At 73.1% G+C, this 16,447-nt stretch carries 16 protein-coding genes; 7 read left to right on the top strand and 9 right to left on the bottom strand.

From position 1 onward, the window contains the following. Window positions 1-39 precede the first annotated feature (39 nt). Together JOD65_RS09090 and JOD65_RS09085 are read left to right on the top strand one after the other, a co-directional pair. The gene (locus tag JOD65_RS09090; protein WP_307821042.1) at window positions 40-1,194 is read left to right on the top strand and encodes a sensor histidine kinase; all 1,155 of its coding nucleotides are present in this window, start codon (window positions 40-42) and stop codon (window positions 1,192-1,194) included. Beyond that, window positions 1,182-1,841 (top strand): response regulator, encoded by a 660-nt coding sequence (locus JOD65_RS09085; protein ID WP_191196425.1) that lies wholly within the window; start codon window positions 1,182-1,184, stop codon window positions 1,839-1,841. Before JOD65_RS09090 ends, JOD65_RS09085 begins: the two co-directional genes overlap by 13 nt. 7 nt (window positions 1,842-1,848) lie before the next feature. Here JOD65_RS09085 and JOD65_RS09080 read toward each other — a convergent pair whose 3' ends face one another. After that, window positions 1,849-2,613 (bottom strand): MBL fold metallo-hydrolase, encoded by a 765-nt coding sequence (locus tag JOD65_RS09080; RefSeq protein WP_191196424.1) that lies wholly within the window; start codon window positions 2,611-2,613, stop codon window positions 1,849-1,851. 70 nt (window positions 2,614-2,683) lie between these two features. Continuing rightward, complete coding sequence (murI, locus tag JOD65_RS09075) at window positions 2,684-3,508, bottom strand: glutamate racemase (protein ID WP_191196423.1); 825 nt, start codon at window positions 3,506-3,508, stop codon at window positions 2,684-2,686. Between the two features lie 97 nt (window positions 3,509-3,605). Here murI and JOD65_RS09070 point away from each other — a divergent pair, with 97 nt between their 5' ends. Beyond that, a complete protein-coding gene (locus tag JOD65_RS09070) occupies window positions 3,606-4,649 on the top strand; it encodes an alkaline phosphatase family protein (RefSeq protein ID WP_224747999.1) in 1,044 nt (347 codons plus the stop codon). 35 nt (window positions 4,650-4,684) lie between these two features. Further along, complete coding sequence (locus JOD65_RS09065) at window positions 4,685-6,229, top strand: CotH kinase family protein (protein WP_191196421.1); 1,545 nt, start codon at window positions 4,685-4,687, stop codon at window positions 6,227-6,229. Between the two features lie 3 nt (window positions 6,230-6,232). On the opposite strand, the gene JOD65_RS09060 is transcribed toward JOD65_RS09065, so the two are convergent. From JOD65_RS09060 to JOD65_RS09045, 4 genes are read right to left on the bottom strand one after another with little or no spacing between them, the layout of a single operon-like run. Next, window positions 6,233-6,880 (bottom strand): DUF3152 domain-containing protein, encoded by a 648-nt coding sequence (locus JOD65_RS09060; protein WP_191196420.1) that lies wholly within the window; start codon window positions 6,878-6,880, stop codon window positions 6,233-6,235. A 21-nt stretch (window positions 6,881-6,901) separates the two neighbouring features. Next, on the bottom strand, window positions 6,902-7,852 hold the full coding sequence (locus JOD65_RS09055) for a PLP-dependent cysteine synthase family protein (RefSeq protein WP_191196419.1): 951 nt from the start codon (window positions 7,850-7,852) through the stop codon (window positions 6,902-6,904). A gap of 19 nt (window positions 7,853-7,871) precedes the next feature. Then, entirely contained in the window at window positions 7,872-8,144 is a 273-nt protein-coding gene (locus JOD65_RS09050; protein WP_191196418.1) for a MoaD/ThiS family protein, read from the bottom strand. Next, a complete protein-coding gene (locus tag JOD65_RS09045) occupies window positions 8,144-8,593 on the bottom strand; it encodes a M67 family metallopeptidase (protein ID WP_191196417.1) in 450 nt (149 codons plus the stop codon). The genes JOD65_RS09050 and JOD65_RS09045 overlap by 1 nt, the downstream gene beginning before the upstream one ends. An 87-nt stretch (window positions 8,594-8,680) precedes the next feature. On the opposite strand from JOD65_RS09045, the gene JOD65_RS09040 reads away from it, so the two are divergent. Next, on the top strand, window positions 8,681-9,934 hold the full coding sequence (locus JOD65_RS09040) for an MFS transporter (RefSeq protein WP_191196416.1): 1,254 nt from the start codon (window positions 8,681-8,683) through the stop codon (window positions 9,932-9,934). Window positions 9,935-10,194: 260 nt separating this feature from the next. On the opposite strand, the gene JOD65_RS09035 is transcribed toward JOD65_RS09040, so the two are convergent. From JOD65_RS09035 to clpS, 3 genes are read right to left on the bottom strand one after another with little or no spacing between them, the layout of a single operon-like run. Beyond that, window positions 10,195-11,400, bottom strand: coding sequence for a DUF429 domain-containing protein (locus JOD65_RS09035; protein WP_191196415.1), 1,206 nt, complete (start codon window positions 11,398-11,400; stop codon window positions 10,195-10,197). Between the two features lie 19 nt (window positions 11,401-11,419). After that, on the bottom strand, window positions 11,420-12,010 hold the full coding sequence (locus JOD65_RS09030) for a DUF2017 domain-containing protein (protein WP_191196414.1): 591 nt from the start codon (window positions 12,008-12,010) through the stop codon (window positions 11,420-11,422). A gap of 1 nt (window position 12,011) precedes the next feature. Beyond that, a complete protein-coding gene (gene clpS / locus JOD65_RS09025) occupies window positions 12,012-12,308 on the bottom strand; it encodes an ATP-dependent Clp protease adapter ClpS (protein ID WP_191196413.1) in 297 nt (98 codons plus the stop codon). 26 nt (window positions 12,309-12,334) lie between these two features. Between clpS and JOD65_RS09020 the strand changes: the two genes are divergently transcribed. Both JOD65_RS09020 and JOD65_RS09015 read left to right on the top strand, forming a co-directional pair. Beyond that, window positions 12,335-13,636 (top strand): nicotinate phosphoribosyltransferase, encoded by a 1,302-nt coding sequence (locus JOD65_RS09020; RefSeq protein WP_191196412.1) that lies wholly within the window; start codon window positions 12,335-12,337, stop codon window positions 13,634-13,636. A gap of 58 nt (window positions 13,637-13,694) precedes the next feature. Next, window positions 13,695-16,430 (top strand): helix-turn-helix transcriptional regulator, encoded by a 2,736-nt coding sequence (locus JOD65_RS09015; protein ID WP_191196411.1) that lies wholly within the window; start codon window positions 13,695-13,697, stop codon window positions 16,428-16,430. Window positions 16,431-16,447: the final 17 nt, after the last annotated feature.

Raw genomic sequence — 16,447 nt, 5'->3', positions numbered from 1 at the left:
GCGACCAAAGTAGGAATTCGGCTCGTTAGCCTGAGCGCCGTGGAACCACGACCCGACACCCAGCCCGAGCTGACGTGGGTGTCGCACGCGTGGCGCTACGCGCTGTGCGTCGTGTTCTCGGCGGCGGTCTGGCAGACCGCTGCGGCGGCCGAGTGGCGCGACCACCGCCTCCTCTTCACCGTCGAGGTGGTCCTGGGCGTCGCCGCCTTCGTGCTGGTCCACTTCCGCCGCCGGGCGCCCAAGCGGGTGGCCCTCGTCATCGCCGCAATGAGCGCCTTCTCCGGGCTGGCGGCCGGTCCGGCCACCCTGGCCGCGGTCTCCGTCGCGACCCGGCGACGGTGGCGGGAGGTGATCCTGGTCGGCAGCGCCAACTTCGTCGCCGCCCAGACCTGGACGACGATCGCGCCGATCGAGGACGGCGACTTCCTCGTCACCACGCTGGTCAACCTGGTCGTCAACACGGGAATGATGGGCTGGGGCCTCTACATCGGCTCGCGACGCGAGCTGCTCTGGAACCTCCGCAACCGCGCCGAGCGCGCCGAGCTCGAGCAGGAGCTGCGGCTCACCCAGGCCCGCTCGACCGAGCGCGCCCGCATCGCCGGGGAGATGCACGACGTGGTCGCACACCGGATCACCCAGGTCTCGATGCAGGCCGGGGCCCTCGCGTTCCGCGACGACCTCGACGGCGACCGCCTCCGCGAGGGGCTCGGCCAGATCCAGCAACAGGCCAACGACGCGCTCCACGAGCTCCGCGGCGTGCTCGGGGTGCTGCGCGAGGACGACCCGAGCCCGCCCACGGCGCGACCGCAACCGACGTACGACGACATCACCGCCCTGGTCGACGAGGCGCGGTCGCTCGGCCTCGACATCGACTGGGCCGACCACGTCGACGGCGACGTGCCGGTGCCGCCGGTGACCGGCCGCACGGTCTACCGGATCGTGCAGGAGGGCATCACCAACGTCCGCAAGCACGCCCCCGGCGCAGAGGTGGAGATCAGGTCCTCGGGGGACCAGTGCGGCGGCATCACCGTCGTGATCAGCAACCCGCTCGGCAACCGGCCGAGCGCAGCGCCGGGCGCGGGCCTGGGGCTGGTCGGGCTGCGCGAGCGCACCGAGCTGCGGGGCGGCCGGCTGCACCAGCGCACGGAGGGGTCGAGGTTCGTGCTGGAGGCTTGGCTACCGTGGACCGCGTGATCCGCGTGCTGCTCGTCGACGACGACCCGCTGGTCCGTTCGGCGCTGACCCTGATGCTCGGCGGGCAGTCCGACATCGAGGTCGTCGGCGAGGCCTCCAACGGCGAGGCCGGCCTGGCCCAGGTCGCCGAGCACCGGCCCGACGTCGTGCTGATGGACATCCGGATGCCGGTGATGGACGGGTTGGAGGCGACGCGCGTCCTGCACTCGCGACCGTCCCCACCCGCCGTCGTCGTGCTCACGACGTTCGATGCCGACGACCACGTGCTGAGCGCCGTCGCGGCGGGCGCCGACGGCTTCCTGCTGAAGGACACCCCGCCCGGCGACATCGTCGGGGCGATCCGCACGGTGGCGGCAGGTGACGCGATGCTGTCGCCGTCCGCGACCCGCAGCCTGGTCTCCCGGCTGCGCAACACCTCACCGACCGACCGCACCACGACCGCCGCCGACCGGCTGACGGTGCTGACCGAGCGCGAGCTCGAGGTCGCCGTGTGCGTCGGCCGCGGGCTCAGCAACTCCGAGATCGCCTCGGAGCTCTACCTGTCGATCCCCACCGTGAAGTCGCACGTCTCCCGCCTCCTGACCAAGCTCGACGCCACCAACCGCGTTCAGGTCGCGATGGTCGTGCACGACGCCGGGCTGGTCTGACGCCCGGCTAGATGTCGTACGTCGCGCCGGCGCGGGCCAGCTCGACCGGGCCCGACCACTCGGCGCGGGCCTCGGCCTCCGCGTCGGCCGGGTCGTGCCACGGCGGGACGTGGGTCAGCACCAGGCGCCCGACCCCGGCGCGCGACGCCGTACGCCCGCAGTCGGCACCGGTCATGTGGAGATCGGGCGGGTTGTCGTCGACGCTGCGGAACGACGCCTCTGCCAGCAGCAGGTCGGCCCCGACCGCCACCTCGTCGAGCTCCGGGCACGGCCCGGTGTCGCCGGAGTAGACGAGCGTCCGACCGCTGGCGGTGACCCGCAGGGCGTAGGCGGCGACGGGGTGGACCACCCGGCGTGCCTCGACGCGGAACGGACCCAGCTCCACGACCCCGCCGTCGTCCCCGTAGCCGTGGAACGCGAACTCCTCGGTCATGCCGGGGTCGACCGGCAGGTCGTAGGCCCGCGCCATCCGCTCGGCCGTGCCGGCCGGCCCCCAGACGGGGATCTGCGGCTGCGCACCGGTGGGGTGGTACTTGCGCATCACGTAGTAGCCGCAGAGGTCGAGGCAGTGGTCGGCGTGGAGGTGGCTGAGGAAGACCGCGTCGATCCCGAGCGGGTCGGTGTGGCGGTGCAGGTGGCCGAGGGCGCCGTTGCCGAGGTCGAGCAGGATCCGCCAGGTGCGCCCACCTTCCTCGGCCTCGAGGAGGTAGCAGCTCGCCGCGGACTCGGGGCCGGGGTAGGAACCCGAGCACCCGACGATGGTCAGCCTCATAGGGGTCCCCGCGAAGTTGTTCGGCGGAGGAGCGAAGCGGAGGAGACGAAGAAGTTCGTGGGGTGATGATTCATCCGCGTCCCCCGGCGAACTGCGTCGCCCCGAGCAGCTCCGAGCCGAGGAAGCGGCGGCCGATCGTGGCGAAGTCGTCGGGGCTGCCAGTGGTGGAGAAGGTGTAGCTCGCCTCGCCGCCTGGACGCATCAGGCCGGTGCCGGCGAGCATCTTGTAGACGTCCTTGGCGCACTCCTCCGCCGAGCTGACCAGGGTGACCTGGTCGCCCATCACGTAGGAGATGACGCCGGTCAGCAGCGGGTAGTGGGTGCAGCCGAGGATCAGCGTGTCGACCCCGGCCTCGGCCAGCGGGTCGAGGTAGTCGTGGGCAGCGGCCAGCAGCTCGTCGCCGCCGGTGACGCCCTGCTCGACGAACTCGACGAAGCGCGGGCAGGCCCGGATGTGCAGGTCGAGGTGCGGCGCCGCGGCGAAGGCGTCGTCGTACGCCATGGAGCTGGCGGTGGCGCGCGTGCAGATCACCCCGACCCGCTGGTTGCGCGTGGCCGCGGCCGCGCGCCGGGCCGCCGGGAGGATCACCTCGACGACGGGTACGTCGTAGCGCTCGCGGGCATCGCGCAGCATCGCGGCACTGGCGGAGTTGCACGCGATGACCAGCGCCTTCACGCCGCGCTCGTAGAGGTGGTCGAGGCACTCGAGGGCGTACTCGCGGACCTCGCCGATGGGCTTCTGGCCGTAGGGCTGGCGCGCGGTGTCGCCGAGGTAGACGACCGACTCGTGCGGGAGCTGGTCGATGACGGAGCGCGCGACGGTCAGCCCACCGAAGCCGGAGTCGAAGATGCCGATCGGGGCGTCGGCGGTCTCTCGCGGCGTGGGCGTCGGCACAGGCAGCAGGCTAGGCGCTCGGGGCGTTGCGGGTCACGCGGTCGCGTGCGTCGTCCCCGTCACACCGTCCACGTCAGGTTAGGGTCGCCGCGTGACCATGCGTACCGCGCTCGCCTCCCTGCTCGCCTGCTCCGCCATCGGGTTGTGCCCGGCGTCCGCCCCGGCCCAGGTGCCCTCCGGCGACCCGCTGCCGAGCACCCCGCGCGTCTCCGCCGACAACCCCATCGACTCGGTCGTGGCCATCTCGGTCGACGGGCTCAACACCGATGCCCTCGGCAAGCTCGGACCCGCGCGCACACCCCACCTGCACGACCTCATGGACTCCGGCGCGTCGACGCTCAACGCCCGCACCGAGCACGAGCTCACCATCACCCTGCCCAACCACACCGGGATGGTGACCGGCCGCCGCATCGAGGCCGTGACCGGTGGCCACGGGGTGACCTGGAACGACGACCGACGCCGTCCCGCGACCGTCCAGGCGGCAGCCGGGCAGCGCGTCGAGTCGGTCTTCACCCAGGTCTCCGCTGCCGGCGGGTCGACCGCCCTCTTCGCCAGCAAGACCAAGTTCTCCCTGTGGAAGCGCAGCTGGCCGCTCTCCATCGACACCACCCGCATCCAGCTCGACAACACGCGCCTGGCCCGGTCGGTGCGGCGCGACCTGCGCGACAACGAGCGCGCGTTCCGATTCGTGCACCTGTCGCTCCCCGACGCCGCCGGTCACGAGTACGGCTTCATGTCCCCGCGCTACCTGCGCGCGGTCCAGCAGGTCGATGCCCTCGTCGGCTCGATCGTCGACGCCGTCCGCGACGACACCGAGCTCGTCGGCCGCACCGCGATCATCCTCACCAGCGACCACGGCGGTCTCGGCGCGAGCCACTCCGACGCCCGCCGCCTGGCCAACTTCCGCGTCGCCTTCATGGTGGCCGGACCGGGCGTCCCGGCAGGCGCGGACCTCTACGAGCTCAACGCCGACGACTACCGCGACCCCGGCAAGCGGCGCACGACCTACAGCCAGTCCCCGCAGCCGGTCCGCAACGGCGACCTGGCGAACCTCACGCTCGACCTCCTCGACCTCCCGGCCGTCCCGGGAAGTGAGCACAACTCCAACCTCGACCTCGACGTCTCACCCCCGCCTGCCTGACCCAGCCGCCCGGACGCCGGGCTCGAGGAGACACCATGCCCTTGCTGAAGAAGATCTCCGTCGCGACCGCGCTCGCCGTGGCCGCCTCGACCGTCGTGCTCTCCCCGGCCTCCGGGAACGAGCCCTCGCGCACCGACCGGGCAGCCGCCGTGATCGGCTGGCCGCCGGCCCCGCCGACCCAGCTGGTCATCGACACCGCGGGTGCCGTCATCGACCGCGAGGACTACGTGCCCGGCACCGTCACCCTGGACGGTGTCACCCGGGTCACCGAGGTCCGCGGGCGGGGCAACTCGACCTGGGGCTGGGCCAAGAAGCCCTACAAGCTCAAGCTGGAGGAGGACGCCGCCCTGGTCGGGTCGCGGGAGTACGACGAGTGGGTGCTCCTCGCCGGCTACGCCGACCGCAGCTCGCTGCGGACGGCCGCGGCGTTCGCGATCGCGGCGCAGACCCGGTTGCAGTGGACCCCGCGCTTCCGTTTCGTCGAGGTCGTCCTCAACGGCCAGTCGCAGGGTCTCTACCTGCTCACCGAGCAGGTGGAGGAGGGCAAGGGACGCGTCGACCTCCCCGACGACGGCTACCTGCTGGAGATCAACCAGCGCTACCTCCGCGACGACGAGCCCGGCTTCCGCACCCGTCGCGGGACGCCCGTGGCCTTCAAGGACCCGGACGAGGTCACGAAGCGGCAGCGCCGCGAGGTCCGGCGCGCGGTGTCGCGGTTCGAGAAGGTCCTCTACGGCCCCGACTTCGCCGATCCCGACACCGGCTACGCGGCGTACGTCAACGTCCGCAAGCTCATCGACTGGTACCTCGTCGAGGAACTGTTCGCCAACCAGGACTCCAACTTCCAGTCGAGCGTGCACTTCAGCTGGGTGCCCGGCAAGCGCTTCGTCTTCGGTCCCGTCTGGGACTTCGACCTCAGCGCGGGCAGTCGTTGGCGTGCGTCCTCCCAGCCCGACACGTGGGTGACCCGGGTCGGGCGCCACTGGGTGGCCCGGATGCTCGAGGACCCGGCCTTCTCCGCGCGGGTCAAGAGCCGGTGGGCCAGGCTCAAGCCGGTCGCGCGCCAGGTGGTCTCCGAGATCCCGGCCGCAGCGGCGACGCTGGCCCCGGCCGCCGAGGCCGACTGGGCCCAGTGGCACGCCTCGGGCGACCTGGAGTGGACCCACCACGGCCGCGACCGCCAGGCCGAGGTCGAGTTCCTCGCGGACTGGCTCACCCGACGTATCCAGTGGCTCAGCAGCAACGAGGTGCGGCTCGGCGGCATCCGGCAGCGCACCGAGGAGCGGGCACGCACGGTGTGGGTGCCGGTGCGGCTGCAGTCGCCCCCCTCCGCGGCCGTGGACGTGTCCTGGACCGTGCAGCCCGGCACCGCCACCGCAGCCGAGGACTTCGTCGCCGGCACCGGCCAGGTGAGCTTCGCGCCCGGACAGACCGAGCGCTACGTCCCCGTCGAAGTCCTCGACGACCGGGTCGCCGAGGGTCGCGAGACCGTGCTGATCACGCTCACCGGCGCCTCCGGCGGCGTGGTGGTGGGATCACCGTCGACGACCACTCTGGTCATCGCTGCCAACACCCGATGACGTTCAGCGTCGCCTGACCGCCGCGGCCTCCCTGGCCAACGGCCACGGGTTGAAGCGGCACCCGCCGGTGCCCTTGGACTGCTGCATCATCACCGGCGCCCGGCCGCGCCCGTGGCACGAGGCGTGCCCACGCCCCAGCCAGTGGCCGGTCTCGTGGTTGACGACCAGGTGCCGGTAGTCGCGCAGCGACCGACCCGCACGGTTCCAGGCCGGGGAGGCATGGGTCCACCGCAGCTGGTTGATCACGACGTGCCGCCCCACTCGGCACGACCACTGCACCGAGCATCCCGACGAGAACGACGGCAGCGTGCCGGCCGCGGCGAGCACGAGGGTGAAGTCACCGCCCCGCCGCACCCGGCGGAACTGGACACCGGCCGCGCGCCAGCCGCGCGGGTGGTCGAAGGTCTGCTGGGCCTGGCGGCGGAACACCTTCATCGACGACGTCACCCGTCCGCGGGTGGTGACGGAATAGGTGACGCGGCGGCTCACCGGGACGGCGTACGCCTCCACGGTCGGTTGCGTCGGCGTCGGGGTCGCGCGCCGGTGCTCGCTGGCGTCCTCGCCGGTCGCGTGGGCAGGAGCGGCGAGGACCGTCAGGACGAGCGGCACGATCGCGACGGTGAGTCGCAGGAGGCGGGGCGCTCGGTCCACCGCACCAGCCTAGGACACGCGCTACGCCCAGAGCTGCCCGTCGAGCCTGTCCTCGGCCTCGTCGATCGTGCCCTCGTAGGCGCCGGTCGAGAGGTACTTCCACCCGCCGTCGCACACGACGAACGCGATGTCGGCGCTCTCCCCGGCCCTGACGGCCTTCGCGGCCTGGCCGAGCGCGGCGTGCAGGATCGCGCCGGTCGAGATGCCGGCGAAGATCCCCTCGAGCTCGAGCAGCTCACGCACCCGGCGTACGGCGTCGCGCGGGCCGACGCTGAAGCGCGAGTCGATCAGCGAGGCGTCGTAGAGCTCCGGGACGAATCCCTCGTCGAGGTTGCGCAAGCCGTAGACGAGCTCGCCGTAGCGCGGCTCGGCCGCCACGATCCGCACGTCGGGCTTGGCACCCCGGAAGAAGCGGGAGACCCCCATGAGCGTCCCGGTCGTGCCGAGCCCGGCGACGAAGTGGGTGATGTCCGGGAGGTCGGCGAGGATCTCCGGGCCGGTGCCCTCCTCGTGCGCGAGGGCGTTGGCCTCGTTGCCGTACTGGTAGAGCATCACCCAGTCGGGGTGCTCCCCCGCGACCTGCTTCGCGACGCGGACGGCCTCGTTGCTCCCGCCGGCGGCGGGCGAGGAGACGATCTCCGCGCCCCACATCCGCAGCAGCTGGCGGCGCTCCTCGGAGGTGTTCTCCGGCATCACGCAGACGATGCGGTAGCCCTTGAGCTTGGCGGCCATCGCGAGCGAGATGCCGGTGTTGCCGCTGGTCGGCTCGAGGATCGTGCACCCCGGCCGCAGGACGCCGTCCTTCTCGGCCTGCTCGATCATCCGCAGGGCCGGACGGTCCTTGATCGACCCGGTCGGGTTGCGGTCCTCCAGCTTGGCCCAGAGGCGTACGTCGGGGCTGGGCGAGAGCCGCGGCAGCCCCACGAGCGGGGTGTTGCCGACGGAGGCGAGCAGGTCGTCGTAGCGCGTCACGGGATCAGGCCGTGCCTGCTCACCCGCCGGCGACGGCCGGCAGGACGACGACCTGGTCGCCGTCGGAGAGCTCGGCCTCGAGGCCGCCGATGAAGCGGACGTCCTCGTCGTTGATGTAGACGTTGACGAAGCGGCGCAGGTCGCCGTTCTCGATGAGGCGGCCCTTGATGCCGGGGTGGTTGCCCTCGAGGTCGTCGATGAGCGCGGTGAGCGTCGCTCCCGAGGCGTCGACGGCCTTGGCACCGTCGGTGTAGGTGCGCAGGATGGTGGGGATCCGGACCTCGATGGCCATCAGGGGGTGCTCTCTTCCTGGGTTTGCTGGGGAGGCGTGGTCGCGACCTCTTCCTCGGTCACGACTCCGTCGATGATTCTGTAGGACCTGAACTCCACCGGGCCGTCGCTATTCCCGTGCTCGCGTGTGCTGACGAGCACGTAGTGGGCGTTGGGCTCACTGGCGAGGCCGATGTCGGTGCGACTGGGGTAGGCCTCGGTGGCGGTGTGGGAGTGGTAGACGACCACCGGCTCCTCGTCGCGAGCGTCCATGTCCTTGTAGAGCGCCAGCAGCTCGGAGGAGTCGAACTCGTAGAACGTCGGGCTGCCGGCGGCGTTGACCATCGGGATGAACCGCTCGGCGCGATCGGTGCCCTCGGGGCCCGCGACGACACCGCACGCCTCGTCGGGGTGGTCGCGCTTGGCGTGCGCCACGATGGCGTCGTAGATCTCCTGGGCGATGGTCAGCACGCCGTCAAGGGTAGGCAGGCGGTCGATGCGACCAGTACGCGTCTCACCCCATAGTCTTGACGTCGAGAGACTTCGAGGGGGAGCCACATGTCGTTGCCGCAACTGCAGGCGCCGCTGACGCGCCGCGGCATCCCGCTCGAGCGCGACCTGCGGGTGCTGGCGCTCGGCTCGTTCGCCAACCGCTTCGGTGCCGGCGCGGTCATGACGACCAGCGCGCTCTACTTCACCCGACAGGTGGGCTTCAGCGCCGCCGAGGTCGCCCTCGCGCTGGCGGTCGCCGCCGTCGTCGGGATCCTCGTCCAGGTGCCGGCCGGCCAGCTCGGCGACAGCCACGGGCCGCGCCGGGTGCTGACGATCTGCATGGTGGGCGCCGCCCTCACGAGCGCGCTGCCCGTCCTGGCTCGTACGCCGTGGCAGCTCGCGCTGCTTTTGGCGCTGCTCACCCTCTTCGAGCGCTCGGCCGGCTCGGTCCAGCAGGGCGTCATCGCGCAGCTCGCCACCGGCGGGCGCGGAGTGCAGTTCAAGGCCTACCTGCGGGCGGTGACCAACACCGCGATCGGGCTGGGCTCGGTCTTCGGCGGCGCTGCGCTCGTCGTTGACGAGCCGTGGGCCTACATCTCGGTGTTCGTGCTCAACGCCGTCTTCACCGGCTTCGCGGCGTGGAACAGCACCCGCCTCCCCGACCTGCCGGCGTACGTCCGGCTCGAGGGCGAGCCCCGCCTTGCCGTGCTGCGCGACTGGCCCTACGTGGTCGTGGTCGCGCTGACGGGGCTGTTCTCGCTCCACTTCTTCGTGATGGAGCTCGGCCTGGCGCTCTACATCTCCGAGCGCACGGCGGCACCGCCGGTGATGGTCGCGGTCCTCCTCGTCCTCAACACGGCCTGCGTCGCGCTCTTCCAGGTGCGGCTCTCGCGCCGGGCCGACTCCGTCGAGGCCGGCGCCCGGGCGCTGGTCCGCGGCGCGGTGTGGATCGCCGCCGGCTTCGCGATCGTCGCCCTCGCCGACCGCGGCGACGCGACGTTCGCCGTCGTCGTGCTCGTCGTCGGGTCGCTGGTGCACGTCGTGGGCGAGATGATCGGTTCCGGCGGCCAGTGGGGCCTCCAGATGGGACTCGCGCCGCACGAGCGGCAGGGCCAGTACCAGGGCTTCGCCGGGCTCGGCTTCAGCGTGATCGCCGTCGTCGGCCCCCCGCTCGTGACGCTGCTGTGCGTCGAGATGGGCGAGACCGGCTGGCTGGTGCTGGCCGCCCTGATGCTGGGCGTCGCGCTGGTCTCGGTGCCCGCCTCGCGCTGGGCGCTCGCCTCGCGGGAGCGCTACGGCGTGCTCACGCACTCCGGCTGAGGGCCACGACCGCCGCACGTGCGCGGGAAGTTGCCCCCCAAACCGGCCGTTCAAGGGCCCCAACCGCCGCACGTGCGGGCGTACGACGCCGCGGCACCACGCTGGTCCTCCTACAAGCTCCGAAGGGCCACAACCGCCACACGTGTCCGCGAAGTTGCCCCCAGAACCGACCGGCCGAGGGCCACAACCGCCACACGTGTCCGCGAAGCTGCCCCCGAACCGACAGCCCAAGAGCCACGACCGCCACACGTGCGGCGGCGTCAGACCCAGATCGCCGCGGGGATCCCGTCGGAGAAGACCTCGGGCACCTCGGGGTACGACTCGGAGGCCCCCAGCGCGTGGCGCACGGCCGTCCACGCGACGGCGCACGCGTCGAGCAGGTCGTCCTCGCCGAAGCCGGCGCCGCGGAACCACGCGGGCGCCACGATGCCGTGGGCGGCGAGCGCCTCGCGGCGGGCGCGGACCCCGTCGGCGTCCTTCTTGCGGGCCAGCAGCGGCGCCCCGGTCATCCGGGCGAAGCTCACCTCGGGGTGGACCTCGATCACCCGGGCGCCGGGGCGTCCCCGCACCCACGCGTCGACCTGCAGCACCTTCTCGCGCAGGGCGTACGCCTGGGCACTGACGCTGGTGCGCCCACCGGTCGCCGCGAGGTTGGCCGCCCGGGCCTCCTCGTAGGTCGCGGCCTCGACCGCGGCGCGCACCGGCGTGGAGAACACCGACGAGGCCTTGCCCACGAGGACGCGGCGGGCCTCGGCGTCAGCCTGGCGTCCGCCCCCGTCGGGCAGCCCGATCGGGATGTCGACCGCGACCACCGGGACGTCGTGCCGCTCGCGGACGAGGTCGACGAGGCCGGTGATGTCGGGTGCGACGAAGACCGAGGCGCGGCGCTCCGGGTCGATCACGACCCCGACCCACCCGGCCGGGCAGGCGTCCACGCCGAGCACGGGCACGGGAGGAGCGAGGACCGGCGGCGGCGCTTCGTCACCGGCACCCACGGGGGCGACGAACCGTGCCGCGGTCTCGCCGCTGGTGGCGGCCTCGATGCGCGCGGTCATGATGTCGCTCATCGGCGGGAGCGCGGACAGCGGCCACCACCGCACGTCGCTCGACTCGTCGTCGGCCACGTGGGCCTCACCATCGAGCCAGGTGCAGGCGAAGGTCAGGTCGAGGTACGTCGCACGGTCACCGTTGGCGTGGACGATCTCGCCGTGGACACCCGTCGCGGCGAGCCGGTCCACCCGGATCCGGACACCGGTCTCCTCCAGTGCCTCGCGCGCCGCGGCCGCCGCCGGCTCCTCCCCCGGGTCGGGGATCCCGGTGATCGGGGTCCAGTGGCCGTTGTCGGCGCGGCGCACCAGCAGCAGCTGGTCGGCGCGTCGTACGACGGCCGTGACCCCGGGCAGCCACAGCGGGTCGTGACCGATCTTGTCGCGCAGCGCGAGGACGAAGTCAGGGACGGGGCTCACGGCACAGGCACGACGTCGATCACGAGGTGAGAGCCTCGACGACCGTCTCCTGCAGGTAGCCCACCCACTCGTAGATGTCGTGCGCCTGGGCGCGCGGGTCGTCGTCGGGCAGCGAGTGCCAGTAGTGCTCGTCCCCGGCCTCCACCCCGAGCCGGGTGGCGAGCGCGAGCCGGATGTCGGTGAAGGCGCGCATCCAGGCCTCGGCATCGGCGTGGGTGAGCTCGACGTCGATGACGAGGCCGTCCTCCATCAGCTCGGGCGGGAGGCCGGCGTCCTCGAGCGTGTCGATGATCGACCCCGCCGCCGAGGCCTTGCCGTCGCGCAGCCCGCTCTCGGTGAAGCGTCGGAAGTCGGCGGCCGACTCCTCGTCGTCGGGGTAGGCGGTCGGGAAGAGCCGCGCGAGCACCGGGTCCTCCGGGATGGTCGTGGCACCGGAGAACTCGGCCATCATCGCCTCGAACGCGTCGGCGGTGGGTGCAGCGGGCTCGGCGCGCTCGTTGCGCAGCAGCTCGACCATCTGCGAGGCGAGGGAGCGCAGGAGATCGGCCTCGAAGCCGGTGAAGGTGGCGATCACGCGGCCGGACCTGCGGTGTCGTTCGAAGCCGCTCACCTCAGGATGCCTTCTCCATCGTCGCCCAGAGTCCGTACTCGTGCATGGCCTGCACGTCGCGCTCCATCTCCTCGCGCGTGCCGGTCGAGACCACCGACTTGCCCTCGGTGTGCACCTCGAGCATCAGCTTCTCGGCCTTGGCCTTGTCGTAGCCGAAGTACTTCTGGAACACGTAGGCGACGTAGGACATCAGGTTGACCGGGTCGTCCCACACGAGGGTCACCCACGGCTTGGCCAGGAAGGTGATCTCATCGGGGGTGAGGGTCGGCTCGACCTCTACGGGACTGGCGGCTGACACGTTCCCATCGTGGCACAGTGTCGGTCGTGACGAGCTCACCCCGTGCGTCTTCGGCGCTCCTGACCGACCACTACGAGCTGACCATGGTCCAGGCGGCGCGGCAGTCCGGGACGGCCGAACGGCGGGCGGTCTTCGAGCTGTTCCCGCGGCGGCTCCCGCCGGGTCGCCGGTACGGCGTGGTGGCCGGGGTCGGCAGGGCGCTGGACGTGATCGAGGACTTCCGCTTCGACGCCGCCGCGCTGACCGCGCTCGAGGGGATCGTCGACCCCGACATGCTCGAGTGGCTCGCCTCCTACCGCTTCTCAGGCGACGTGTGGGGCTACGCCGAGGGTGAGGCCTACTTCCCCTACTCGCCGCTGCTGGTGGTCGAGGGGACCTTCGCCGAGGCGGTCCTCCTCGAGACCGTCCTGCTGTCCGTCTACAACCACGACTCGGCGATCGCGTCGGCTGCGTCCCGGATGACGCTGGCGGCCGGTGGCCGCCCGTGCATCGAGATGGGGTCGCGCCGCACCCACGAGGAGGCCGCGGTCGCGGCCGCGCGGGCGGCGTACGTCGCCGGCTTCGACGCCTCCAGCAACCTGGCCGCCCGCGCCCGCTACGGGGTGCCGTCCACCGGCACCGCCGCCCACTCCTTCACGCTGCTCCACGATGCCGAGGCAGACGCCTTCCGCGCGCAGGTGCAGACCCTCGGCGTGGGCACGACGCTGCTGGTCGACACCTACGACGTCGCCGAGGCCGTACGCCTCGCGGTCGAGGTGGCCGGCACCGGCCTCGGGGCGGTCCGTCTCGACTCCGGCGACCTCGGCGAGGTCGCCCGCGAGGTGCGCGCCCAGCTCGACGGCCTCGGGGCGAGCGCCACCCGCATCGTGGTGACCAGCGACCTCGACGAGCACGCCATCGCTGCCCTCGCGGCGGCGCCGGTCGACGCCTACGGTGTGGGCACCCAGCTGGTCACCGGCTCGGGCCACCCGACGTGCGGGTTCGTCTACAAGCTGGTGGCGCGCGAGGGCGCCGCCGGCGAGCTGGTGTCCGTGGCGAAGAAGTCGACGGACAAGCAGTCCATCGGCGGCCGGAAGTACGCCCTGCGCCGGCGTGGCCCCAGCGGGGTCGCGGAGGCCGAGGTCGTGGGGATCGGCGCGCCGCCCGAGGACGACGGTGACGACCGCGCCCTGCTCGTCCCGCTGGTGCGGGACGGTGAGGTCGTCGGCCGCGCGACGCTCGACGAAGCGCGGGCCCGCCACCGTGCGTCGGTCGCCGAGCTCCCCCGCTCCGTGACGATGATGTCGGCCGGCGAGCCCGTGATCCCGACGGTGCACCTGGGCCCCTGAGCGCTGGGGGCGACATTTCCCGGTGCCCGACGGGCCCCTCGGCTGTCATCATGCCGACATGGGTCTCGTCGCGCGCGACGCCGAGCTCGGGATGATCGCCGAGGTGCTCGACCGCGAGCCGACCTCGGTGCGGGCGCTGGTGCTCGAGGGCGAGCCGGGCGTCGGCAAGACCAGCCTGTGGGAGCAGGGCCTGGCCGGGGGCCGTGACCGTGGGATGCGGGTGCTGGTGGCGCGGGCGAGCGCCTCCGAGACGGGGCTCCCGTTCGCAGGTCTGATCGACCTGCTCGACGAGGTCGACGTGGACGAGCTCACGTCCGTCCCCGTGCCGCAGCTGCACGCGCTGGAGGTGGCGCTCTACCGCGCAGAGCCCGGCGAGCAACCGCCCACCGAGCAGGTGGTGTCGCTCGCGCTGCTCTCGACCCTGCGCTCCCTGTCCCGCGAGCAGCGCCTCCTCGTCGCAGTCGACGACGTGCAGTGGCTGGACCGGTCGTCGCAGGCCGCGCTCGCCTACGCGGGGCGGCGGTTGCAGGACCGGGTGACCGTCCTCCTCGCCCGTCGCCCCGGTCCCCGCAGCGCGGTGGAGGGCGCGTTCGGCGACGAGCGGGTCGACCGGCTCGTGGTGCGCTCGACGACCTTGGGCGGCACCCGCCAGATCCTCGCGACCCGGCTCGGCCTGCGGCTCCCCCACCACCTGCTCCGGCGGGTCTACGACACGACGATGGGCAACCCGCTCTTCGCCCTCGAGGTCGGCCGGCTGCTGGCGGGCCGGGACCCGGCGACGATCGGCGACGACCTGCCCGTGCCCGACGCGGTCGAGGACCTCCTCGGCCTCCGTGTCGCCGACCTGGACCCGACCACCCGCCGGTTGCTGCTCGCGCTGGCCCTCGACGCCGACCTGCGCGCCCCGCAGGTGCGCGAGCTCGCCGGGCCGGACGTGCTGGAGCAGGCGTCCGCCGCCGGCGTCGTCGACGTGGACGGGGAACGGGTCCGACCGGCCCACCCGCTGCTGGCCGAGGTCGCCCGGCGCGCCGCGTCGGCCGACGACGTACGACGTCTGCACGCCGACCTCGCCGCCGTGGTGTCCGACGACCAGCGCCGCGTGCTGCACCTGGCCCTCGCCGCCACCGAGCCCGACCCCGTCCTCGCGGCGCGGCTCGACGGGGCGGTCGCGCGCGCGACCGCGCGCGGCTCGATCCGGCTGGCCGCCGACCTCGCCGGCCACGCCCTGCGCCTCACCCCGCCCGGTGACCCCGACGCAGGGCGGGTGATGCTGCTGGCCAAGCTGCTGCAGATGGCCGGGGAGAAGCAGCGCCTGACCGAGCTCCTCACCCCTCGCGCGGCGGGCCTCCCCGAGCGGGCCGACCGCGTGCGGGCGCACGTGCTGCTCACCGGCGGCGTCGTGCACGGCAACGACGACATCCTCGCGCTCCTCCAGCGCGCCCTCGACGAGGCCGGCGACGACCACGCCCTGCGCCTGCGCGTCCTGTGCCACCTCGCCGAGAACGAGGCCGTCATCGAGGTCCGCAACGTCGCTGTCGCCGACGGACGGGCGGCCGAGGCCGTCGAGGCGTCCGCCTCCGGCTCGGGGGGCGCCCAGCGCCTCGCGCTCTACACCCGCGTGTGGACGTCCGCGCTGCGCGGACGGCCGCTCGACGACCTCCTCGAGCGCTACGACGTGCTCGCGTGCGAGTCGTCCTACCTGGCCCGCACGCCGGGACGGGTGGCCGGCCAGCAGCACGTGTGGCGCGGGGAGCCCGGTCCCGCCCGGGCACGGTTCGAGGCGTTCCGCTCGCTCGCCGCCGACCGCGGCGAGCCCGGCCCGTACGCACTCGCCCGCCTCCACCTCTGCGAGCTCGAGCTCCGCCTGGGGCGGTGGGACGACGCCGAGGAGCTTCTCGACGAGTGGGCCGCCTCGCTCGACAGCAGCCTGCTCCACTGGCCGATGTACGAGCGCTGCCGCAGCCTGCTGGCTGCCGGCCGCGGGGACGCCGCAGGTGCACGCGAGTGGGGCGAGTGCGCAGTCGAGCAGGCCGAGGAGACCGGGATCCGCTGGGACTGGCTGGAGGCGACGCGGGCACTCGGCGTGGCGGCCCTCCTGGACCACCGCCCCGAGGAGGCGGTCAGGCACCTGCGCGCCGTCTGGGCGCACACGCGCGACCAGGGGGTGGTCGACCCCGGCGCCTTCCCCGCCGCCCCCGACCTCGTCGAGGCTCTCGTCGAGACCGGCGACCTCGACGACGCGCGCACGGTCGTCGACGCGCTGCGCGAGACCGCCGACCTGCAGGACCACGCGTGGGCCCGGCTCACTGCCGCCCGCGGAGCCGCGACGGCCTCCCTCGCGGGCGCGTGGTCCGACCACGAGGCGCAGGCCCTGGCCGGCGTCGCCACGGCGTACGACGAACGCGGGCTCGCAGCCGAGGCGGCGAGGACCTGGCTCGCGCTCGGCCGGGCCCAGCGACGCGCGCGCAAGTGGGGCGGCGCCCGCGACTCCCTCGAGCGCGCGGTGCGCCTCTTCGAGGAGCAGGGCGCTCCCGGCTGGGCCGATGCCGCACGCGCCGACCTCGAGCGGGTGGGCGCCCGCCGCCCGAGCTCCCCCGGGCGCCTCACCACCACCGAGCGCCGGGTGGCCGACCTCGCGGTGCAGGGACTCGCCAACAAGGAGATCGCCCGGACGCTGGTGGTCACCGTCAGCACGGTCGAGTTCCACCTCCGCAACACCTACACCAAGCTCGGCATCCGGTCCCGGATGGAGCTCGCGCCGCGCCTGGCGGAGCTCGACGACACGGCCACCTGAGCCGTCCCGGAGGCTGT

Origin of the sequence: Nocardioides cavernae (genome assembly GCF_016907475.1) — a bacterium.
GTDB classification, from domain to species: domain Bacteria; phylum Actinomycetota; class Actinomycetes; order Propionibacteriales; family Nocardioidaceae; genus Nocardioides; species Nocardioides cavernae.
Note: the sequence above shows the minus strand (reverse complement) of the source record. Positions and strands in the feature narration are given on the sequence as shown.